Here is a 21480-nt window from a genome sequence, read left to right as displayed (position 1 = left end):
AAAAAAACGCGAATGTTAAGGTAAGTGTTTCCTATGAGAATCAACGGCCTTTCACGCGAAAAAGGAGCCATTTGATCATGAAAGAAAAAGGCAAAGGGCTAGAGCTGATAATCAGTGAAAAACAGGACGGACAATGGCTATTTTCCGTACTGAAAACAGAGCTCAAAGCTTCGAAACCCGTTATCCAAGAATGGATGACTCATCACAATATAAAAATCAATCATGAGGCTGTCAAAAACAACATACTCGTAAAAAAGAATGACCGCCTGTTTATTGATCTTCAGGAAAACGAAGAATCCTCTGTCATACCTGAGTATGGAGAGCTTGATATTTTATTTGAAGACCGCCACATGTTAATCGTCAATAAACCAGCCGGTATTTCCACTCATCCCAATGAAGAAGGTCAGACCGGTACGCTTGCCAATTTGATCGCATACCACTTTCAGGTAAATGGCGAAACAATCAAAGTGCGCCATGTCCACCGTCTTGATCAGGATACATCGGGCGCTGTCGTATTCGCCAAGCACCGTTTGGCGCATGCCATCTTAGATCAGCAGTTAGAGAAAAAGACGCTGAAGCGTACATATCTCGCAATTGTTGAAGGAAAGCTGAAGCCAAAAAAAGGCAAGATTGATTCGCCGATTGGAAGAGACAGATCACACCCGACAAGACGGCGGGTTTCACCAGGCGGACAAGCCGCCGTCACCCATTACCGTACCCTTACTGTCAATGCGGGAGAAAAGCTCTCGCTTGCTGAATTAGAGCTAGAAACGGGCAGAACGCATCAAATCCGTGTGCATATGGCAAGCATCGGACATCCGCTAACGGGCGATACACTTTACGGAGGCGGGAGCCAATTTCTTAACAGGCAGGCGCTTCATGCCAAAAAGGTACAGGCTGTTCATCCGATTACCGGAGAACTGGTCGTTGCCGAGGCACCGCTTCCAGCTGATATTGAAAGTCTTTGCCATACTTATTTATCATGAAAAAAAGCCGCAGAGATTGACCTGCGGCTTTTTTTACGAAATACGTTTTCCGTAAATAATATAACGTTTTGGGGCATTCCCGACGTATGAAAAAGGATAGCAGGTGGTCAGTATGAGCTCTTCCTTTTCGTGCTGCAGCGTAATAATGGACGTATTATCCTTGTCTACAATTTTTGTTTTTTCAATTTCATATGTAAAATCACCATATGACAGGATGATGTTGAGCCGGTCACCTTTTTCAAGCTCTCCCGTCCGGCGAAACACAGTATCACGATGTCCTGACAGCACAATTTGTCCGTTTTCATCTGGATAATAGCTGTCCTTGTAGTGCCCCACACCTTTTTCTAAGTCATCAGCATCGGTTCCTTCCACGATTGGAAGCTCCGCATTGATTTTTGGGATTTCCAGTATGCCGCTCGCTTGACCGGTTTTCGGCTTAAACGATGATTTTTTTTCGGCTTGATTAGCGTTTTTCTTCGTGCCTGCAATGGCCGGCGGCTGTTCAGCCGCCTTTTTTGCTTCTTTTAATGTTTGCTCAGTTTTCATGCTAGTATCAATCAATTTAAAGCCCCCGTATCCAGTGATCGCAAGACCGACCACAATGATTACAAGAGGAATATATTTTTTCACGTTGTAGCGGCACTCCTTTTCCTTCTGATATATAAATACGTTCCGGACAGTGAGACCGCTGCACCGATCACAATAAAGTTGTAGTATCCTGCTGACGTATCCGGGAGCTTAGGATCAGAGCCGCTTTCCTTACCTTCTTTATGCAAAGGCAGTGTGTTTAAACGGCCGGCGGCAGTAGCAGGCTGATTGGTCTTTGTTGTAAATTCTTCAAAGGTCGAAATGACTGCAGGCGGGAGTTGATGGATCGGAGCAATGCCCGGGGTCTCTTTTAGATCAGGCTGTTCTTCTCCAGGTGTCGGATTTACCTTGCCTGGATCGTCTGTTCCCGGACTGTCTGCCGGGTCTTTAGTGACTGGGTCTTCAGCATGACTGTCTTCAGCCAGTTTAATTCTGCCTTCTTTCGTATATGAAATCGGCTTTTCAAAGCTTTTTACATACTCTACAGTCGCTTCTAAATCCTCAGGCCCTGTAACCGGATGTTTCCCAAGCAATCCGATTGGCTGGTATTTGGCTCCTGTCGCCGTCGCCATAAAATGATTAACGGTCAATGTGTATGTGGCATCCGGCTGGATTTCGGTTCCATCTGCCATCTTTATCTCAACTGCTTTGCCTGTATCTTTATCCCACGTATACGTAAACCCGCTTATGCTGTAGTCAGGGCCGAAAACCGGTGAGATTTGCGCATTGATGATCTCCCGTAAATCTTTTCCTTTAATCTCAAGCTTCGTCAACACATTTCCGAACGGCTGAATGTTATAAAGATCCCCCCATGTAATCGGTCCTTTCTTCAGTCCTTCCCGTATCCCGCCGCCATTCATTAGCGCAAAATCAGTTTTCATCGCCGCTCTCATGCCATCGGCAATCAAATTCCCAAGAGGCGTGTCGCCATCATTAGAATAACCGCCTTCCATATCAACAGCCGCTTCACCGACTACTTCGCTGATAATCGGTTCTGCAAGGGCCTGATACTTACTTAAAATAGCTGAGGCGCTGGCATCAGGTTTTTTCTTGCTTTGATCGACGTATTCAATTTCAGCCGACTTTTTGACGATGTCTCTTGTCTGTTTATTGATTTCAAGATCAACGACACCTATCGCTTTTCCGTATTCAAACGCCTGAACGATCAGCTTGCCGTTCACTTCACCATTGACGACCTTATGATTATGCGCTGCAAAAATGATGTCTATCTCAGAATCAGATTTGTTTGCAAGGTCAGCGGACTCACCTGTTATTGTGCTGCCGTTTTGTTCGGCAGACATATGTGCGAGCACCGCAATTGCCCTGATGCCTTTTTTCTTCAGCTCTTCGGCAGCAGCATTTACTGCTTTTACTTCATCGGTAAACTCAATGTCCTTTATTCCGTCAGGCATTACCATTCCGGCCGCCGACTGTGTAACAACTCCAATAAAAGCAACGGGTATGCCCTCCACATTTATGATGTCATAAGCCGGCAAAAAGGGTTCTCCGGTAGACTTCATTTTACAATTGGCGCACACGAGGGGAAAATTTTGCCCGTCATAGCCCCTAGTGCCTTTCGGATGATCTCCCCCTTTTAACATTCTCATGAGTTCATCCGTCCCTTCATCGAACTCATGATTGCCCACAGTTCCAACATCAAATCCGATATCCTCCATCAGTTCGACAGTTGGTTCGTCTTGAAGAAGGGATGATACAGGCGAACTGCCTCCGATCATATCACCGGCGTGCACAGTGAGCGTATTTTTCTTTTCTGCCTTTTTCTCTTTCAAATAAGCAGCTGCATAGTCCATGCGTCCGAATGTGCCATCTCGAGTGCCGTCTCCATCAAGGTCAAGCTGATATTGCTGATCGATTTTCCCATGCAAATCATTCATGCTTAAAATCCTAAGTGGTATATTTTCTTGGGGAGAGGTTTGCTTTTTCTTGTAACCGGCACTCTCTGCTTCAGCTTCTGAAGCAAAAAATATCCTGTTTTCCACAGCCACCTGCTTCCAGTCTGCTGGCGCAACATAGGCCTTGTTTGATGAGTCTCCCACATACCTTGTCAGCCCTTTTCCCTGCTCTCTGGCTCTAAATTCAAACGGCATTTCCATAAGAGGATCCGCTTCATTCCAAATGCCTTTTTGCTCTTTTTTTGCATTGGCGACTGCGGCCTGAAATTCCTGATAATCCTCTTCATTTTCAACTGGCCAAATAAAATATGTTGGAGCATAGCCATTTTTCACGAGTTCTAAATTTACATTTGACCCTGTCTCAGTCACAACCTGCCCAAGAAGTCTGCCATAGCTGTCCTTGGCTTCACTGCCGACTTTTACAGTAATGTGATCTCCTGGAGACAAAACAGTTTTTAAATAGTCAGATGCTTTCTTTCCAAATCTTAATTGATTTTCATCTGCTTCATTTTTTGGTGAGTGGTACGTTTCTGGCGTGTCTACATTTACAAAACGAATTTTTGTCGCACCAAGTATCGGTTTTTTGACATGAATGGTGTCACCGTCTACAACGCGATCAACCACAGTTTCATATTCGCCTTCTGAAGACGGCGGGGCAGGCTGCTCTTGAAGCGGCTTGATGTCTGCTGATTTTCGCGGAAGAAGCTGAAGGGATTGATATCTGCTCAACACGCCTGTGATTTCATACCATTTATTCTCAGTCAGTCCATTAATGATACCTGTCTCATTCATAACACGTAATGTCATTGCGTGGTGATCGTTATCAATCATTGTTACATTGTAACCGCCGCCCGCTTGAGAATTTGGAATGGAAGAAATATAAGCTTTGACCGTCACAAGACGCCCTTCATATTGATCACCCAAGCTGCCATTGACCAGTTCATTGATCGTTGAAGGTTCAGGGACAGGGAGAGGCCGATTGGATTGGGTAATACGGATGCCGGATGTATTTGGAACAATTTCAGTAAGCCCTTGGTAAGTTGCTATTTTCCCTGTTACCGTAATATCCATTCCTTCTTTTAACTCAGGGAACTTCTCTGGCGCTGCCGAATAAATGTTGATGCCGCCTGTGTCATCCTGCATAAAGGTCGACAGCTTTCCGCCTCCGATTGCGTTTTGATCGGCAGTAACAACACCTTTAATCGTGACATGCTGATTCATTCTGCCGCGCGCTTCCTGTATTGTAATAGGCTGTTCTATCGGCGGAGATTCAGCGTCATCCTTTAAGACCATCGACTGAACCTTCTTAAGACCTGTCGTATTAAAATAATGTTCAAGCTCTCCTTGAACAGCTATCTTTTTCCCAAGAAGCAGCGGGTTCGTTTGCAGTCCGAATTGGCTTCTGAACGCGGAGGGTATTTGCACGGGAAGAATGTGATTGGGTGATGTCTCGTTTTTGCTGTCTGCTATAGCAACGTTATAATCATTTGAAAAAGGACTCGTCAGATTATAATGCTGAGATGAAACGGCTTGGCCGATTGTATATCCTTCGACAAGAGCTTGTCCCTCTTTTTGCTGTATCGCTTTTTCAACCGATATTACTTCTGCCGGCTCAGCAGCCCTTACAGCTTCATAAGCGGACATGACATTCAAGAAAATGAAAAGCATGATCAAAACAACATGCAAAAAACGCCTCATCAGTTTTCCTCCCTTACATCTTGCATGATTCGTTTATTTGTTAATCACTTCGACAATCAGCATATAATTCCTGTCAGTCACTGCATAAAACACAGCGGACAGGCACAAAATACAGCTGATCTGAAAAAAAAGGAGGAATTCGGTTTGGATCAGCAATTTCAGCAGCAATCACAGAACAAAGGGATACCAGGTAAACCGCATCAGAATCACGGCGGACATGAAATATTTGATATGCACGAGGTGCTTTCCGGAACGCTTACTGTGCTTGATCAGTTTATGATGCTGAGACAATTCTGTAAGGATCAGGAATTATTAAACATCCTTGACCGCCAATATCAATTCATTACATCTCAATATAACTTAACAGCAGAGTGCTTCAAAACAGGAAGCGAGCCTTCACAAAAAACGGCAACTTATATGATGAAGGAAGACAACCAGACTGTTTACGGCATGCAGCCGGCTCAGCCTAAGAAACCAGTTCAATCTATGAATGATATTGATGACAGCATCATCAGCCGCCAAATGCTTTGTGCTGTTAAGGCACAGGCATCTATGCTGACGATGGCTTCTCTAGAAATGACAAATCCGGCCGTTAGACGTGTACTGTCTGCGCAAATTCAGCAGTATGTCGAAATGGCTTTTGAGATTTTCCTTTACCAAAACAAACATGGTTACTACCAAGTTCCGCAGCTTGACGCGCAGGATATGGAACAACTGAGAAATTCCTTTGCCCCTGCACAAGGACAAATGCCTCCGACTCAAGCAACTCAAGGCGGTATGGGCCAGCAAGGACTTCATTAATTCAAAAAGGCATTGGATAGGTTCTATCCAATGCCGCATTTTCTTCAAACGATCTGGTGAAATCTTCTTCAAATTGATCAAGACTATCCTGTGTCGCTGCTTTAAACCCTTTTTTAAAATCCCCTTTTTTCGCTGTTTCCTTTATAATCTCCAAAATAATGTCTTTCCCGTATGTTTCCGTCAGCTCATTGACCATATAAAAACTTTGCAAATAAACATCGGTTTCATATTCCGATCGAGCTTCCTGCCAGTCCTGATCTGTCTGCAAACGGTCAAACGGCACTGCAGAAAACGTGATCGGATCTATGAGCAATTCATAGTTCGCGATCCACTCGCTTAATCCTTCATGGAACCATAAAGGGAACTCATCAGGATCTGCTTCGAGCTCCCGTAATTTCTGATGAAACGCATGGTGTGTGTACTCATGAATCAATAATCTCTGATACAGATAAACCGCTACCTCATCACCTTCTAAAAGCTGCTTTTTCTCTTCAGGCAATAATCCGATCAGCTGCTCCCGCTCAGAATAAAAGCCGACAACATCCATTAAACCGGAATAAGCCTCCATCTGTTTTTCATTAGGAAAAAAAATGATATCAATAGGCTTGTGATTCGAATATTCAAGCATGACCTGATTAATACTCACCGCATATTCAAGCGTTTCTTTCGTTAATGGCAGTAAGGATTTTTCCTTAGAAGTGTAATAAACATCGGCCTGTGTAAATGACTCTTTCTTCATGTGCTTCGTCACTTGTTCTTTCGTTATCCCAGATGCCTGCCCTGGCAAAGACAGAATATACATCGTGCTTGATACGATGGCCGAGCTTATGGCCAGCATCACAAGGACTCCGCACAGGAATAGAGCGGATGCCGCACGCTTTCCTATGCCACCCTGCAAACGTCTCCCTCCCTGAGCCGGTCCGTCTTGTACCTTTTTATTTTTACTCTATGCAGCCTTAGTTCACAGCGTGTCATTTCTGCAAAGAAAAAAGCCGCACAAGTTATGCGGCTTTTTATCTTTTATTCAGCTTGCGGAAATACACGTTGCACTGTTTGACTAAATTCATCAAAGAATCCTGCAATCGGATCACCATTTTGGATTCGTTTGCCATACCCCTGCATCCGATCAACAAAGTCTGGATTTGCAGAAACATACACGTTGTCCATGTTCTTATCAGTATCTTTTACTTTATCGGAGATCTTCTTTTTCAGATCTTTTCCAACTTCTTCTTTTCCATTTGTTAATACAACCGCAACATACGCTTGATTTCCGGCAACAATTACATTTGCGTGTTTCACTTCTTTCATTTCGGTAATTTTATCGGCAGCATCATCAGCAACTTCCAACTGACGGTTATCATTACCGTTATTGTTATCACCATTATTCGTCATATTATTGTCGACGTTGTCACGGGTATCATTTGCATTGTTGATATTTCTTGTACCGTTATCATTTCCCGGATTGCGGTAGTTAACATTTTCAGGCTCTGCATTATCACGTCTGCCCTCACCCTGATTGGCCATACCACAGCCAGTCATAAGCAAAGGGATAAGAAGCATGGACGCAAGGACTTGTTTTTTTCCAAGCATGTGAATTCCTCCTTTATCACTTTACTTATAGGTTTTTCTAATTGGCTCTAAATATGCATGAAAAAATATCGGAAATGCTTTCCCGGGAAATAAAACGGTTAATTTGTCTAATGAGCGGGGAAAATATCAATACACTTATAAAGGAGGGATCACGTTGTTCAAACAGCGAAAAGGAATCAGTCCGACAGCCTTAGTTATCGGTTCAACTATGCTTGTTGCTGCTTTATCACCACAGATCCGGCAAAAAATCAGCGGGTTTATTACAGGCCAAATGAACAACCGGAATGCTCAACATAAGTCGCTTGATCTTCCTAATGTTGGAGATATGATGAAACAGGCGTTTGGCGGAAATAATCAAGATCAATCTCAAAATCGTCAGCAAACTGGCCGTCAGCATCAGCATGCAGGCCAGCAGCAAAGCCAGCCTCAACAGCATCAGTCTCAGTCTAAGCAAAATCGTCAAACGGACACAACAACCAGAAATAGACAGCAGCAATATGCAGAGCCAATCCATTTCGATCAAAGCGCAATGAATGTAATGGATGACAACACTGTAATGGAAATGCTGGAAGACTTAGAACCCGGCCGTTAAAAAAACGTGTAATCCTCTGACGGATTACACGTTTTACTATGCCTAGGCTTCTTCCGCTTCGATCACATTGGATCGATCTTGGAATACACCAGAATCTATTTCCTTCGTGACTTTGCTGGTAATCAGGCCTGATGTCATACTTCCGCTGACATTAAGCGCAGTACGTCCCATGTCAATCAACGGTTCGATAGAAATTAATAAACCGGCGAGCGCGACAGGCATATTTAACGCTGATAAAACGAGCAGCGCTGCAAATGTAGCTCCGCCGCCAACCCCGGCGACACCAAACGAGCTGATGGCAACAACCGCGATAACTGAGATGATAAACGCTGGATCAAACGGATTTTGGCCGATTGTCGGAGCAATCATCATTGCCAGCATAGCCGGATAAATGCCGGCACAGCCATTTTGGCCGATAGATAGCCCGAACGAGCCGGCGAAGTTCGCAATTCCTTCCGGCACACCCAAGCTCCTTTGTGTTTTAATGTTCAGCGGCAAAGCGCCTGCGCTTGATCGTGACGTAAATGCAAACACGAGTACAGGTAGTGCTTTTTTCAAATAAACAACCGGATTTAATCCGCTGATCGTCAACAGAAGCAAGTGGATGATAAACATTACAATTAACGCGGCATATGAAGCAATGACAAACATACCAAGTTTCAAAATGCTGTCAATATCACTTGTCGCAATCGTTTTTGTCATAATGGCCAGCACACCGTAAGGCGTCAGTCTCAAGATGAGAGTAACAACCCGCATGACAATGGCATAAACAGCATCAATCAATTTTTTGAACGTTTCTGCCTGTTCAGGCTGTTTCCGTCTCACACCTAGAAATGCAATGCCTAGAAAAGCGGCAAAAATAACGACTCCAATCGTTGATGTCGGTCTAGCCCCTGTAAAATCCAAAAACGGATTTCCAGGAAGCAGTTCAATCATTTGCTGCGGCAGTGTTTTCGCTGTCATCTCCTCTGATTTCTGTTCAAGCTCCTGTCCCCGAGAAAGCTCTGTACTTCCTTGGTCAACCTGGATCGCCTGAAGATCAAAGGAAAGGGCGGACACAATACCAACCGCCGCGGCTACAGCTGTAGTTGCAACCAAAATCCCGATAATCAAACCGCTGATTTTCCCGAGATTTTTTGTCAGCTTCATCTTTGTAAAAGCGCCTAGAATGGAAATAAAAACAAGCGGCATGACAATCATCTGAAGCAATTTGACATATCCGCCCCCGGCAATATTAAACCAGTCGGCTGTTTGAACCACAATGTTTGAAGTCGGACCGTATATCAGCTGAAGCGCAAACCCAAAAACGATTCCCAGCCCCAGCGCAGTAAACACACGTTTTGAAAAAGAAACATGTTTCTTCTGCATGGCAAAGAGCCCAATAATGAGTAAAAGTAAAATAAATACATGCAAAATGACTAGCAAAGTCTCCAATTGAGGCAAACTCTCCCTTCAAAATTTTTCTTATATACTATATTACACAAATTCCGATAGTTCAAGTAAGAATTATTCCAGCATCAATATTTGGATAAAAAAAACCAATGAATACCGTTTTTGTTCTTTTCATTCCCCCCTTTCTTTAGTAACTTATAAAAGGGTGATAATATTGCTGAAAGAACTGTTCGTAAACTTGACTATTTTAATCACATTTAATTATCTGTTCACCCACCTGTTTAAAGAAAGGTTAATACATAAAAAAGACCGCCTTTCCTTTCAGCTAGTAAAAGGAGCTGCTTGCGGTCTCCTCGGGGTTATTCTTATGAATTTTGGTTTGACGTATCACCATTCAATCATAGATTTTAGAAATATCCCTATTATGATCGCCGCTCTTTATGGAGGCTGGGTGTCTACGGTGACAGCCCTGATAATAATTGCAGCAGGCCGCATGCTGATCAGCTTGAATGAATCAGCGCTGTATTCTATGATTACAATTTGTATCGCTGCTGTGCTGTCACTTATTGCATCAAGGAGAGAAGAAGTTCAGCTGAAACACGTCCTATTACTTTTAATCATTTCAAATGGGTTCATCTCCTTTTTCTTCTATGTATTTGTTGATATCCATTCACTTAAGCTGCACTTTTACTTTTGGCTGATTTCAATTATCGGCGGCATGCTCAGCCTATATATTATCGAGCATGAAACCAATGCACATCTTTTATTTAAACAATATAAGTTCCAGGCGCACTATGACTTTTTGACAGGTATTTATAACCGCAGAAAGTTTGAAGAAATCACACAAGACCTGTATCAACAGGCTGCACACACTCCATCTTTACAATTTGCACTTATTTATATGGATATCGATCACTTTAAAACCATTAACGATCAATACGGCCATCATGAGGGGGATCAGGTTCTGAAAGAGCTGGGATCCCGACTAAAACAAAATATCCGCAACACTGATCCTGCCGCACGGATCGGCGGCGAGGAATTTGCCCTCCTCTTGCCAAATTGCACGCCCGAGAAAGCAGTCCAAATCGCCGAACGGATCAGGCACTCGATCAGTAATACACCGATTGTATTAACAAACGGAGAAAAGCTTGCCGTTACGGCCTCACTGGGAGTAGCCCATTACCCCCGAAACACAGATAAGCCGGAAACCTTGCCTGTTCTTGCTGATCAAATGCTGTATAAAGCGAAAGAAAACGGCCGAAACAAAGTATGGTTTACCATAAAAAAAGAATGAATTCATTATTTGAATTCATTCTTCCAATCTGAAAGACGATGTAAAGGCAAAAAAGCGGGAACAAGCATCCCTTGATACTCTTGTTCAATAAATGCCGCTGTATCATCTGATTGATAGAGTTCAAGGATGGTTTGCAATGTTTCGCGATCTCTGTCCTCAGCCCTGACAACAATTACATTCATATCTTCCTTCACGGTTTGCCTGCCGCCCTTTAGTGTATGCTTCTGCGGGTTCAGCCCCGCTTTTTTTGCGGCAGCTGTTTTCATCACAAACACATCAGCTCCGCTCATTGTATCCTGTTGGCGTACGGTTTTCAATTTCAAGTGTTTCGGATTATCTTTTATCACATCAATTGAACCGGTTCCATTAAAACCGTTCTTCAAAGTAAGCAGTCCCGCTTCCTGCAGGAGTGTAAGGGCCCGCCCAAAATCGAGCGCTTCATCCGGGACAGCAACAACAGCACCGCGCGGAATATCTTTGATTTGCCGATATCGTTTTGAATAAATGCCCATAGGCGCTATGTATGTCGTGCCAAGCGGTGCCAGTTTATGTTTGTATTTCTTTGAGAACGACTGAAAATATGAAATGGATTGAATAGCATTGGCATCAATCTCTTTGTTTGCCAGCGCTATATCTGATTCTGCATAATCAGAGAAAAGAATCAGCTGAATATCAAGCCCTTCCGCTTCAGCCTTTTTTACGATATAGTTCCATATCGCTTCGTCCGACTCAGCAATTCCTATTTTTATCGTTTCATGTTCTGCTGACCGTGAGCATGCAGTAAATGAAACGATAAGAACAAGAACAAAACTGCATACAAGCCACTTTTTCATTGTGACACCATACTCCTATCTATCTTATTAGAGCATGCAAGCAATATCAGACATAAAAATCAGACGCTCTTAGTTGATAAACGTTGTCATTTGTAACATTGGTTAACTTTACCTTACTCATATCAGATAGGGTTGTCAATTACTATTACCTCTACCTTTCCGTAAAGAGAAACAAAAAAAAAAGTCCTGCAAACATATGATCACGTATCGAAAAAACAGATACATTTCGGCAAATAAATATCAAAATGAAAAATAATATGTTATTTTCCGAAAAAAGTTTCGTTTAACAGTTGTTTTTTCTCGAAATTACTGGTAGAGTAAAGGTAATTATTTTTGTTCGAACTATCTTAAGAAGAAAGTTTTGTAAGAGTTTTCGTCTTGGAAGTTTGTTTTAGAGCAAGAATAGTGAATTTAAGCGTTATGATCGCTTTAGGAGGAAATTTCATGTTAGAAGGTAAAGTAAAATGGTTCAACTCTGAAAAAGGTTTCGGATTCATCGAAGTAGAAGGTCAAGACGATGTATTCGTTCATTTCTCTGCTATTCAAGGCGAAGGCTTCAAAACTTTAGAAGAAGGCCAATCAGTTTCTTTCGAAATCGTTGAAGGAAACCGTGGACCACAAGCTGCTAACGTTACTAAAGAAGCGTAAGCATAAATTGATAATAAGAACTGCAGGTGCAAGCCTGCAGTTCTTATTTTAAAGAAAAAGCTGTTTTGCTTATGCAAAACAGCTTTTTTTCATTAGTTCGCAATATCCCGTTTCATAAAGATTCCGAAAGCAAGCAACAGGAAGACAACAAAATAAATCGCCAGCATCACAATGGAGAATGTCATTGTCATCCCTTCCACTAACGGTGTTCCTTCTACATACTGCATCAGATTAACATTCGCAAATAAAATATACTTTGCCCAGTCAAACTTCACCGCCATAAACGCAGTGGCTGTCGTGCCCGTTACCAATAAAAAGATGGAGAACCCTACAGCAAGAGAGCTGTTTCTAAATACTGCGGACAGCATAAATGCCATCGTAGCCAGCATTAGTGCCGCAACAGATTCTGAGAGATACGTTTTGGCCAAATATCCCAACATATTTTGCTCCAATACATGACCATCCTTATAGATTAAATGAACATTCGCGGCAGTGTCCCCGCCTGTTCCGAAAAAGACCAGTCCCAGCAAAGTTGAACCTATAAATAAAATAAACAGCAATAAGAGACCAAATAAAAGAACGGTAATATATTTAGAAAGCAGAATTTGAAAACGGCTGAGCGGCCGGATCATTAACAGCTTAACCGTACCCCAGTTAAATTCGTTTGCGACGATGCCAGCTGCAATTATAATCGTGAACAGTCCAGTAAGGATTGTAAAACCGGCAGAATCCGTTACATAAGACCAAACGGTATATCCAGTGTCACTCGGGATATTATGTTCAATGCGATAGTTATTGATTGTGATCGTTTCTTCATATTGTCCTTTGAGGGAAGGATCTTCTTTCATTGCCTTCTTCAAATCACTATTTTGTGCTTGAAGCGTCTCTTTCCACTTCGGATTTGCTTCATCGGTTGAAAAGTGGTTTGTTAAAAATGCCCACCCGATCATTGTCAAAGCAAGAATTCCGATCATCACCCATGTTCCGACACGGCTGAAAATTTTGATCCACTCATTATAAATCAAATTAAGCATGTTGAACCTCCTCTTTTGCTTCGCCTGTGATTTCTAAGAAACGGTCCTCTAATGATTTTGTAATCACTTTGACTTCATAAATGCGGATTTGCTGCATGACCAGCAATTCAATCACTGCAGGGACGTCTTCTTTAGCCAGTTTGATTTCCAAACCGTTTGTCTTGATTACCGAATCATATTCTCTTAGAATCGCAGCAGTTTCCTTCGGCTGCTCCACTTGGAAGAAATATGTATCCTTTTCATCAGTTATTTCATCTCTTACATTCTGAATATCGATAAGCTTTCCTTTTTGGATAATCGCAATTCGGTCACACATCAGTTCCATTTCTGACAGCAGATGACTTGATACGATGACAGCCATTCCTCTTTCTCGCGTCAGCTTCTTTAAATGGTCTCTGATTTCTCTGATTCCCGCCGGATCAAGGCCGTTTGTCGGTTCATCCAAAATCAGCACTTTCGGATCGTGCAGAAGGCATTGTGCCAAGCCGAGACGCTGTCTCATCCCCAGTGAGTAGGTTTTCACTTTATCATGGATTCTATCTTTGAGGCCGACTAGTTCCACCACTTCATCAATTTTTTCCTTCGTGACACCCTTTACCATCCTTGCGTATTGCTGGAGATTTTTATATCCGCTTAAAAATTTATAAAGCTCTGGATTCTCTACAATAGCCCCGATATGTTTGATTGCCTTGGCATAATCTTTCGTGATTGATTGGCCGCAAATAAGCACATCACCTTGTGACAGCTTCATTAAACCGACCATCATTCTGATTGTCGTCGTTTTCCCCGCTCCATTCGGTCCCAGAAATCCAAATACTTCGCCTTCGCGAATCGTAAAACTTAGTTGATCAATGATCGTCCGGCCTCTGATGTTTTTTGTCACATTTTTTAATTCCAATACTGTTTTCATCAAATTCCTCCTCTTTCTAGTAAACTTCCATATTCGTTTTAAACCATTGCAGCACGGACATACCTTCCTGCTCGCGAATCTCTTCCACATTACGCTGTGCCACTTTTTCTCCGTCGGCGAGTACGATGACCTCGTCAAGCAGGGTTTCAATTTCATCAATTTCGTGTGTGGCTATGACAACGATTTGCTGCTCAAAATCAATATAAGAAACGAGGCTGTTGACAATTGAATCCCTGACCATCGGATCAAGACCGGAAAAAGGCTCATCCAACAGAATGACGGAAGCTCTTCTTGATAGTGCCAGCACGATTTTAAGACGGCCTCGACTCCCCTTGGAAAGCTGCTTTATCTTTTTTTCAGGCTTCAGCTGCATTTCTTTAAGCAGCTGATAGGCTTTTTCCATTTGAAAGTCAGGGAACTGTGATTCGTAAAAATCGAGCATATCTTTCACCGTAAATCCGGGATAAAACATGTCTAGCTCTGTTAGATAAGCCGTGTACTTGATCATGTCTCTTGTTACAGGCTGTTCACCTGCTTTCACTGAACCTGAAGTAGGGAACATCAGTCCGGCGATTAATTTTAAGGTCGTCGATTTCCCGCTGCCATTCGAGCCTAAAAGCCCGTAAATTTTTCCCGGGAATAAAGTAAAGGATATTTTATTCACCCCCGTATGGCCGCCGTATCTCTTAGACACATTGTCAAATACAATATTCATTCCTGTCCTCCTTTCGTGTATTTTTTAATCCCTGCCAGCATTTCTTCTTTTGTTAATCCCAGCTCTGCCATTTGATGAATAAAACTTTCAAACACTTCACGGGTAAGCCTCTCTTTCAGTTCATCCACGATTTCAGCTTTTTCAGCGATAAATGTCCCTTGCCCTCTTCTTGTCTCCACAATTCCCAGCCTTTCCATTTCACTGTAGGTTCTTTGAATCGTATTCGGATTTACTTTTGTTTGAATTGCCATTTCTCTGACAGACGGCAGCTTGTCTCCGGGAACAAGCTCCTTTCTGACCAGCCTATAAAAAATTTGATCAGCAATCTGCATATAAATCGGTTTAGAGGATTGAAAGTCTTGTTTCATTTTCTCTACACCTCAACTTTTCGCTGCAGGAACCTGGAAGCCAGAAAAAGAAACACAGCTGCCAACACCAGCATGACAATAATGGACGGATATGGAAGATGGAAGATGTTTAATTCCACACGCCACCCTAAGGATCCCTTGTATGTAAAACCGACATCTCCATACGTTGTGAAATAATACAGTTTATCCAGCGGTGTCAGCCAAGGTATGATCAAATGGTCCTCTACATAAAACCACCCTACCCCCAGTAACATACAAATGAACCAGCGAAACCGTCTGATGAAGGAAGAACTTGATTTTAAAGAATGAAACACATTCCACAGCAGGATTACCGCACAGGAAAGATAAGCAGTAAATACCAGCCCATAAAGATTAAAGACCAGTATCGTGCCTGCAAGCGGGACTTGATCAGCAATGAGCGCTTTTGAGTCAAGGTACTGATAAAGAGAGATTCCGTAAACTGAAATCAAAAACTGAAAAATGAATTGATAGACAAGACCGGCAGTCAGCTTCGAGAGTAAAAGCGTGGCTGCGCCGTTCGGATTATATAACCATAGCTGGTTTTTCCCCTCTACACGAAGACAATTGTAGACCAGCAAAGGAGCTATAAATACTTGAAAAATGGCAAGCACAACCCAGCATCCAAAAACAGCTAAAGGTTCTTCAGCTAATCGTTCGAATAAAAAGCTCCCGGCAGATAATAGTATGACTGCACAGAGACATGCAAAAAACCGCATCTTTGACAGTCTCAGATCCTTTTTTACTAAACCCCAAAACGGCTTCATTGTTTTTCCCCCTAAAAACACTTATAAAGTGTATGAATCAAATAGTACACTATGACTTTCCAAAATACAACATATTCCATGGATTTATTTAATAAATAACCAAGTTTTATACATTTAAACAGCATAAAAAAAGCAAACCCGCCATGAGTAAACGGATTTGCCTTTGATATTATTTCTTTTTGTTTTTCATGGAGAGCAGCGCATCTCGATAACTGCTGTCCTGCATTTTGTCACTTTTTTTAGTGACCTCTTTTTCTTTCTGATCTTCCTCAGAATGCTTAAACTTTTGAAGCGCCTGCCGGTAGAAATCATCCCCAATTGAGTCACTTTTCTCTTTTCCAGAGTCAGTTTTTACAACGGCTGGGACATGCTCAGCAGCCCGTGCTTCAGCAGGGTATTTTGCTTCGTTTTTTTCCTCTTCTGGAGGGGCGATTTTTTCAGCTGTTTCTCGCTTCTCGAGTCCAGCAGAGGCGTTGCGGACATTATACGTGATAAGACCCGCAATCACAATGACAGCAGCAATAATTGCTATTATAATGGCCATTTTAACCTCTCCTTACTGTCCGGCTGTTAAGTTTCCTGTGACTTGGCTGACACGTCTTCCTAATGCGCGGCCCAGCTGAATACCTTCCTCAGACATTAACTCATCACTGTCTACTGGACAAGTGACGCCCGCTCCGTAGTAAGAACCGTACAGTGCGTTTTCAGGCACATTGCCAGGCAGACCGACAACAATCATCCCTTGGTGGAACATTGGCGTGATTAAGTTGTGCATTGTCATTTCCAAACCGCCGTGTGTTGTTGCCGTTGTGCAGAATACTGCGCCGACTTTGTTGATCAGCTCGCCTTCAGCCCACAAGTAGCCGAGTCTGTCGATCCAAGTTTTCAGACCTGCACTGATTGTTCCGAAATGCCCTGGGCATCCCCAAATAATTGCGTCCATGTCTTTAAGCTTGCGGATATCCGCCTGATCTACGTGGTCGATGAATACTTCAGCCGTGTCGTTTTCCCGAGCGCCTTCAGCAATCGCTTCTGCCAATACCTTTGTATGTTCACCTTCACTGTCATACACTACATAAATTTTCATTTAGGAAACCTCCCTGTACAGTTTAAGATTCCTTCACTTCTTTTGGAGCCGGAAGCAATGAAAGCTCCTCTTTTTTCTTTTTCTCCGCACGCAATTTATCTTTTCTGACATCACGCAGGAAAAGACTGAGAATCACACCTGCCACACAGAATAATGTCGCCCACATAAAGGCGTCATTAATCCCCATGACGTTTGAATCGAGTGACGCGTGTTTGTAAATATGTGAGTAAACATACGTTTTCGCTGTCTCATAGGGTACATTCATATTCACCATTATATTCGAAACTGCATTTTGGAACGCATGGAGGAAGTTCGGGTCCGCCGTGCTTGTTTTATCTGCAATTTGTGAATAATGGAATGTCGTACGGTTTGTATAAATCGTCGTAATTAAACTTGTTCCAATCGATCCGCTGATTTGGCGGAGCGTGTTGCTCATCGCCGTTCCGTGACTGTTCAGACGGGCAGGAAGCTGGTTCATCCCAGCCGTCATGACAGGCATCATTAAGAGCGACATACCGAATGCGCGAATTGAGTATACAAGCATAATGTGTGTATACGGTGTATCAATAGTTAATTGCGTATATTGGAATGTTGTCACCACTGTCACGACCAGTCCGATAATCGCAAGCGGTCTCGGGCCGAATTTATCAAACAAAATACCTGAGATCGGTGACATGATCAGCATCACGATCGCACCCGGAAGCAGAAGCAGACCGGATTGAAGCGCCGTAAATCCGACCAGGTTTTGCAGATAGATCGGTAACAGGAACATACCAGTGTAAAGTGCCACTGTAATAATGATATTAATAACACTTGAGAGTGAGAAAATGTCGTATTTAAACACTCTGAAATCAAGCATCGGATCATCATGACGCAATTGCTGAACAACAAAAGCAATAATTGCAATGACGCCGATTATAACTGTAGACAGTACAACCGGGTCGGTCCAGCCGTCAGAACCCGCTTCACTGACTCCGTATAATAAGGATGCGAATCCGACAATCGAGAGGATCGCTCCAAGAGTGTCGAGTTTGATTTTTTGCGGCTCCACCAAATTCTTAAAGATGAAGAAAGCCACGATGATAACAATTGCGCCGACCGGCACAAGTCCGTAAAACATGATGCGCCATGTGTAATGCTCAATAATCCACCCGGAAAGAGTCGGGCCGACCGCTGGAGCAAACATCATCGCAAGTCCGAAAATCCCCATTCCTTTCCCCCTGCTTTCAGGCGGGAAGATTAACAGAATGGTTGTCATAACAAGCGGCTGCAAGATACCTCCGCCCACGGCCTGGATCAAACGGCCGATCAGCATTGTAGAGAAGTTAGGTGCGATACCGCAGACTAACGTACCGAGCGTAAAACAGAACATGGCGACGAGAAAGAGACTCCGTTGGCCAAAACGTGTAATCAGGAAGGCAGATAACGGAATTAATACGCCGTTAACAAGCATGTAACCTGTTGTGAGCCACTGAATCGTCGTTGCACTTACGCCAAATTCAGTCATTAAGTGCGGCATTGCGACGTTAAGCAATGTTTGGTTTAGTATTGCCAAGAATAAACCCGACATTAGCACAATCAGCAATGTCATAGGGCTTTTTGTATTTTTTTCTTTGCCTGTAGCCATCTAAGACAACCTCCTTTCATGGTTTGATGACTGATCTGTTTTACTCAGAGATTTTAACAGATGCATTCATACCTGGAAGCACCTTATCAGATGGGTTTTTGATTGAAATTTTAACTGGAACTTTTTGAGTTACTTTTGTGTAGTTTCCGCTTGAATTTGTAGATGGAAGCATATCAAAAGTTGAGTTAGTCGCATAGCCAATTTCTTCTACAGTACCGTCAAATGTTGTATCAGGATCTCCGTCGACTACTACGTCTACACTATTTCCTACTTCAACATCTGCAATATCTGTTTCTTTAATATTTGCTGTGATATAAAGGTTGTCCATGTCAATCGTTTGCGCAATTGTTGTGCCAGCTTGTACGGTTTGTCCGTTTTTCACTTCGTTTTTCACAATTGTTCCATCCATGATGGATTTTACATCAACAGTTTGTTCACCTTTGATTTTTGCAACTATGTCGCCTTTTTTCACTGTTTTTCCTTCTTCAAGATCCCAGTCGGATACTTTACCTGCTGCCGGAGCTGAAATAGCTGCCATATCGCCGGCTACTTTTGCTTCATCTGTTTTCACGTAGTTTGTGCTTTGATAATAGTAGTAAGCACCTCCGCCTATAATTGCAAGAACAACAATCAAACCGATAATGTTGGTCAGAATTAAACGTCCTCTGTTCATTTTGTTTTTCTCCTTTCGTTTCTTCCTCTATCATTTTGTGGAAAGCTGGTGAAAATATGTGGGATGTTTTTAATTACCGCTTTTTTCTGCACAGCCTTCAGCAAGCTTTGATAAACTTCCGGCAAGCTTACGCAAATATTGAAGCTGAGACGTGTCAAGCTTCTGATACAGGCTCGCGCCCATTTTTGCGTATTGCACAGCGGCTTCTTGTAAAAGTTCTTCCCCCTCTTCGGTTAACTGAATCATTACGATACGGCGGTCATCCGGACTGTCATACCGATTCATCAATTGCCGGTTATATAGGATATCGGTCATCCGGGTCACAGAAGCAGGCTTAAGATCAAGAGACATGGCCAGCTTGCTGAGCGGCGTGCTTCCGCTTTGATGAATTTTAAACATCAGTAAATATTGAAGGACTGTAATATCAAAAGGCTCAAGCACAATCTCCAATATCTTCTTCTGTTTTTTATAGATAGCCCGAGACGTATCGAAGAGCTGTTCAAAAGTGAGCAAAGCACGTTCTGATTCAGTCAACTCCTTTTCACCTCATTCCTCAATAATAGTTCACAAGATAAAATATTAATAAATGAAAGAAGATTTGTCAAAGGAAAAATCTCTTTTTCCCTCTTATTTTTTTCGCAATCGCTTTCTTACTTTTTTTAAATAAAAAAAAGCCCTGAAATGGGCTATTCACTATGATAATTGATGGCTGATGCCAGCTTCTTCATTTCTAAAAAAGTTCTTCAGCGCCTGAAAAACATCTGACTTTTGTTTTAAAATATAGTATTTGAATTTCTCGTCTTTTACATTTTTATAAGCCGACATTAACGTCGAATGTCTGTTGTATTGATTGACCTCGCCATAGCAGAACAAATTCGCTTTCTTCATAATATCATTCACCAATTTCACGCAACGCGCATTATCAGATGTCAGATTGTCGCCGTCAGAGAAGTGAAAAGGGTAAATATTATAACGGGCGGGGCTGTATTTTTCATCAATCAGTTCAAGTGACTTTCGATATACGGAAGAACAGATTGTTCCGCCGCTTTCTCCTTTTGAAAAGAAATCTTCCTCAGACACAACTTTTGCTTCTGTATGATGAGCAATAAATTCAATTTCAACTGTTTCATATTTCGTCCGTAAAAAGCGGGTCATCCAGAAAAAGAAGCTTCTCGCCATATACTTTTCCCACACGCCCATACTGCCGCTCGTATCCATCATTGCTAACACGACAGCTTTTGACTCAGGCTTCGTGACATCGTTCCATGTTTTATATTTTAAGTCCTCCGGATAAATCGGATAGAAAGACGGCTTCCCTGTCATCGCGTTGCGTTTAAAAGCCGACATCATTGTTCTTTTCTTATCAATATTACCGGTTAACCCTGTTTTTCGGATATCGTTAAACTCGATATCCGTGTGAATGATATTATCTCTTTCTTTTTGCTGGAGATTCGGAAGCTCTAATTCTTTGAAGAGCGCTTCTTCTAAATCCATTAGTGAAACTTCTGCTTCATAATAGTCCTCGCCCGCCTGATCTCCGGCTCCCTGACCTTTACCCGGCCCCTGTTTTTTGTCTGATCCGTCCCGGGCTACAACATCTCCAACCTGGCTGTCGCCGTCCCCTTGCCCTACGTGTTTATTTTTATCGTAGTTATAGCGGATTTTATACTCATCCAGTGAGCGGATAGGAATTTTCACTACATCTTTGCCGTTAGACATAATAATGCTTTCCTCAGTTACGAGATCCGGCAGATTGTTTTTGATGGCTTCCTGTACTTTTTTCTGGTGGCGCTGCTGGTCATCGAAGCCTTTGCGATGGAGGGACCAGTTTTCCTCAGAAATCAAAAAATGGCCGCTGTCATTTTGGGACATGAATTCCCCTCCTTAACCATTTGTGGTCGTGATACATACCTATTCCGGCTTGTGCCAGATTATGAAACAAGTCT

Annotated in this window: 20 protein-coding genes and 2 pseudogenes; 5 read left to right on the top strand and 17 right to left on the bottom strand. The window is 42.6% G+C overall.

All coding sequences use genetic code 11. The features are described from left to right. Positions 1 to 77: 77 nt before the first annotated feature. Positions 78 to 986, top strand: coding sequence for an RluA family pseudouridine synthase (locus NSU16_RS05010; protein ID WP_010333521.1), 909 nt, complete (start codon positions 78 to 80; stop codon positions 984 to 986). 33 nt (positions 987 to 1019) lie between these two features. On the opposite strand, the gene srtA is transcribed toward NSU16_RS05010, so the two are convergent. Both srtA and NSU16_RS05000 read right to left on the bottom strand, forming a co-directional pair. Further along, entirely contained in the window at positions 1020 to 1616 is a 597-nt protein-coding gene (gene srtA, locus NSU16_RS05005) for a sortase SrtA (protein ID WP_339192232.1), read from the bottom strand. Then, a complete protein-coding gene (locus NSU16_RS05000; protein WP_339192646.1) occupies positions 1613 to 5188 on the bottom strand; it encodes a 5'-nucleotidase C-terminal domain-containing protein in 3576 nt (1191 codons plus the stop codon). Before NSU16_RS05000 ends, srtA begins: the two co-directional genes overlap by 4 nt. 141 nt (positions 5189 to 5329) lie before the next feature. Between NSU16_RS05000 and NSU16_RS04995 the strand changes: the two genes are divergently transcribed. Beyond that, positions 5330 to 5986: a spore coat protein gene (locus NSU16_RS04995; RefSeq protein WP_339192645.1), complete on the top strand. Its 657-nt coding sequence runs from the start codon at positions 5330 to 5332 to the stop codon at positions 5984 to 5986. Here the strand turns inward: NSU16_RS04995 and NSU16_RS04990 are convergent. Together NSU16_RS04990 and NSU16_RS04985 are read right to left on the bottom strand one after the other, a co-directional pair. Then, positions 5912 to 6884, bottom strand: a pseudogene (locus tag NSU16_RS04990) (hypothetical protein); the annotation flags it as partial. The gene NSU16_RS04995 and the pseudogene NSU16_RS04990 sit on opposite strands and share 75 nt — an antisense overlap. Before the next feature lie 122 nt (positions 6885 to 7006). After that, positions 7007 to 7576 carry a YhcN/YlaJ family sporulation lipoprotein gene (locus tag NSU16_RS04985; protein WP_010333516.1) on the bottom strand — a complete coding sequence of 190 codons (570 nt, stop codon included), beginning with the start codon at positions 7574 to 7576 and terminating at the stop codon, positions 7007 to 7009. Between the two features lie 154 nt (positions 7577 to 7730). Here NSU16_RS04985 and NSU16_RS04980 point away from each other — a divergent pair, with 154 nt between their 5' ends. Beyond that, entirely contained in the window at positions 7731 to 8168 is a 438-nt protein-coding gene (locus NSU16_RS04980) for a hypothetical protein (protein ID WP_339192231.1), read from the top strand. A gap of 42 nt (positions 8169 to 8210) precedes the next feature. On the opposite strand, the gene NSU16_RS04975 is transcribed toward NSU16_RS04980, so the two are convergent. After that, a complete protein-coding gene (locus NSU16_RS04975; RefSeq protein ID WP_168747278.1) occupies positions 8211 to 9602 on the bottom strand; it encodes an L-cystine transporter in 1392 nt (463 codons plus the stop codon). Between the two features lie 172 nt (positions 9603 to 9774). Between NSU16_RS04975 and NSU16_RS04970 the strand changes: the two genes are divergently transcribed. Continuing rightward, positions 9775 to 10854 carry a diguanylate cyclase gene (locus NSU16_RS04970; protein ID WP_339192230.1) on the top strand — a complete coding sequence of 360 codons (1080 nt, stop codon included), beginning with the start codon at positions 9775 to 9777 and terminating at the stop codon, positions 10852 to 10854. A gap of 5 nt (positions 10855 to 10859) precedes the next feature. On the opposite strand, the gene NSU16_RS04965 is transcribed toward NSU16_RS04970, so the two are convergent. Next, positions 10860 to 11687, bottom strand: a complete 828-nt coding sequence (locus NSU16_RS04965) for a MetQ/NlpA family ABC transporter substrate-binding protein (RefSeq protein ID WP_339192229.1) — start codon at positions 11685 to 11687, stop codon at positions 10860 to 10862. Positions 11688 to 12131: 444 nt separating this feature from the next. On the opposite strand from NSU16_RS04965, the gene cspB reads away from it, so the two are divergent. Next, entirely contained in the window at positions 12132 to 12335 is a 204-nt protein-coding gene (gene cspB / locus NSU16_RS04960; RefSeq protein WP_010333511.1) for a cold shock-like protein CspB, read from the top strand. Between the two features lie 92 nt (positions 12336 to 12427). Here the strand turns inward: cspB and NSU16_RS04955 are convergent, their stop codons facing one another. The 11 genes and pseudogenes from NSU16_RS04955 to yhbH form a co-directional block, all read right to left on the bottom strand. Beyond that, positions 12428 to 13369 carry an ABC transporter permease gene (locus tag NSU16_RS04955; RefSeq protein ID WP_010333510.1) on the bottom strand — a complete coding sequence of 314 codons (942 nt, stop codon included), beginning with the start codon at positions 13367 to 13369 and terminating at the stop codon, positions 12428 to 12430. Next, complete coding sequence (locus NSU16_RS04950) at positions 13362 to 14279, bottom strand: ABC transporter ATP-binding protein (protein ID WP_010333509.1); 918 nt, start codon at positions 14277 to 14279, stop codon at positions 13362 to 13364. The genes NSU16_RS04955 and NSU16_RS04950 overlap by 8 nt, the downstream gene beginning before the upstream one ends. A 16-nt stretch (positions 14280 to 14295) precedes the next feature. Then, positions 14296 to 14994, bottom strand: a complete 699-nt coding sequence (locus tag NSU16_RS04945) for an ABC transporter ATP-binding protein (protein ID WP_339180416.1) — start codon at positions 14992 to 14994, stop codon at positions 14296 to 14298. Continuing rightward, on the bottom strand, positions 14991 to 15362 hold the full coding sequence (locus tag NSU16_RS04940) for a GntR family transcriptional regulator (RefSeq protein ID WP_010333507.1): 372 nt from the start codon (positions 15360 to 15362) through the stop codon (positions 14991 to 14993). Before NSU16_RS04940 ends, NSU16_RS04945 begins: the two co-directional genes overlap by 4 nt. A 5-nt stretch (positions 15363 to 15367) precedes the next feature. Beyond that, on the bottom strand, positions 15368 to 16147 hold the full coding sequence (locus tag NSU16_RS04935) for a hypothetical protein (RefSeq protein WP_339192228.1): 780 nt from the start codon (positions 16145 to 16147) through the stop codon (positions 15368 to 15370). Positions 16148 to 16316: 169 nt separating this feature from the next. After that, entirely contained in the window at positions 16317 to 16691 is a 375-nt protein-coding gene (locus NSU16_RS04930; RefSeq protein ID WP_326197349.1) for a hypothetical protein, read from the bottom strand. A gap of 12 nt (positions 16692 to 16703) precedes the next feature. Continuing rightward, the gene (locus NSU16_RS04925; protein ID WP_010333504.1) at positions 16704 to 17234 is read right to left on the bottom strand and encodes an NAD(P)H-dependent oxidoreductase; all 531 of its coding nucleotides are present in this window, start codon (positions 17232 to 17234) and stop codon (positions 16704 to 16706) included. Positions 17235 to 17256: 22 nt separating this feature from the next. Next, entirely contained in the window at positions 17257 to 18861 is a 1605-nt protein-coding gene (locus NSU16_RS04920; RefSeq protein WP_010333503.1) for an MFS transporter, read from the bottom strand. Between the two features lie 40 nt (positions 18862 to 18901). Further along, positions 18902 to 19568, bottom strand: a pseudogene (locus NSU16_RS04915) (HlyD family efflux transporter periplasmic adaptor subunit). A 35-nt stretch (positions 19569 to 19603) separates the two neighbouring features. Continuing rightward, on the bottom strand, positions 19604 to 20068 hold the full coding sequence (locus tag NSU16_RS04910) for a MarR family transcriptional regulator (RefSeq protein WP_010333501.1): 465 nt from the start codon (positions 20066 to 20068) through the stop codon (positions 19604 to 19606). 159 nt (positions 20069 to 20227) lie between these two features. Beyond that, the gene (gene yhbH / locus NSU16_RS04905) at positions 20228 to 21406 is read right to left on the bottom strand and encodes a sporulation protein YhbH (protein ID WP_010333500.1); all 1179 of its coding nucleotides are present in this window, start codon (positions 21404 to 21406) and stop codon (positions 20228 to 20230) included. Positions 21407 to 21480: the final 74 nt, after the last annotated feature.

Source organism: Bacillus sp. FSL K6-1003 (assembly GCF_037964945.1).
In the GTDB taxonomy this organism is placed as follows: domain Bacteria; phylum Bacillota; class Bacilli; order Bacillales; family Bacillaceae; genus Bacillus; species Bacillus mojavensis.
Note: the sequence above shows the minus strand (reverse complement) of the source record. Positions and strands in the feature narration are given on the sequence as shown.

Coding starts and splice junctions, on each gene's coding strand:
- NSU16_RS05010 (WP_010333521.1), top strand. CDS start 78: ATGAAAGAAAAAGGCAAAGGGCTAGAGCTGATAATCAGTGAAAAACAG.
- NSU16_RS04985 (WP_010333516.1), bottom strand. CDS start 7,576: ATGCTTGGAAAAAAACAAGTCCTTGCGTCCATGCTTCTTATCCCTTTG.
- NSU16_RS04965 (WP_339192229.1), bottom strand. CDS start 11,687: ATGAAAAAGTGGCTTGTATGCAGTTTTGTTCTTGTTCTTATCGTTTCA.
- cspB (WP_010333511.1), top strand. CDS start 12,132: ATGTTAGAAGGTAAAGTAAAATGGTTCAACTCTGAAAAAGGTTTCGGA.
- NSU16_RS04955 (WP_010333510.1), bottom strand. CDS start 13,369: ATGCTTAATTTGATTTATAATGAGTGGATCAAAATTTTCAGCCGTGTC.
- NSU16_RS04950 (WP_010333509.1), bottom strand. CDS start 14,279: ATGAAAACAGTATTGGAATTAAAAAATGTGACAAAAAACATCAGAGGC.
- NSU16_RS04945 (WP_339180416.1), bottom strand. CDS start 14,994: ATGAATATTGTATTTGACAATGTGTCTAAGAGATACGGCGGCCATACG.
- NSU16_RS04940 (WP_010333507.1), bottom strand. CDS start 15,362: ATGAAACAAGACTTTCAATCCTCTAAACCGATTTATATGCAGATTGCT.
- NSU16_RS04935 (WP_339192228.1), bottom strand. CDS start 16,147: ATGAAGCCGTTTTGGGGTTTAGTAAAAAAGGATCTGAGACTGTCAAAG.
- NSU16_RS04930 (WP_326197349.1), bottom strand. CDS start 16,691: ATGGCCATTATAATAGCAATTATTGCTGCTGTCATTGTGATTGCGGGT.
- NSU16_RS04925 (WP_010333504.1), bottom strand. CDS start 17,234: ATGAAAATTTATGTAGTGTATGACAGTGAAGGTGAACATACAAAGGTA.
- NSU16_RS04920 (WP_010333503.1), bottom strand. CDS start 18,861: ATGGCTACAGGCAAAGAAAAAAATACAAAAAGCCCTATGACATTGCTG.
- yhbH (WP_010333500.1), bottom strand. CDS start 21,406: ATGTCCCAAAATGACAGCGGCCATTTTTTGATTTCTGAGGAAAACTGG.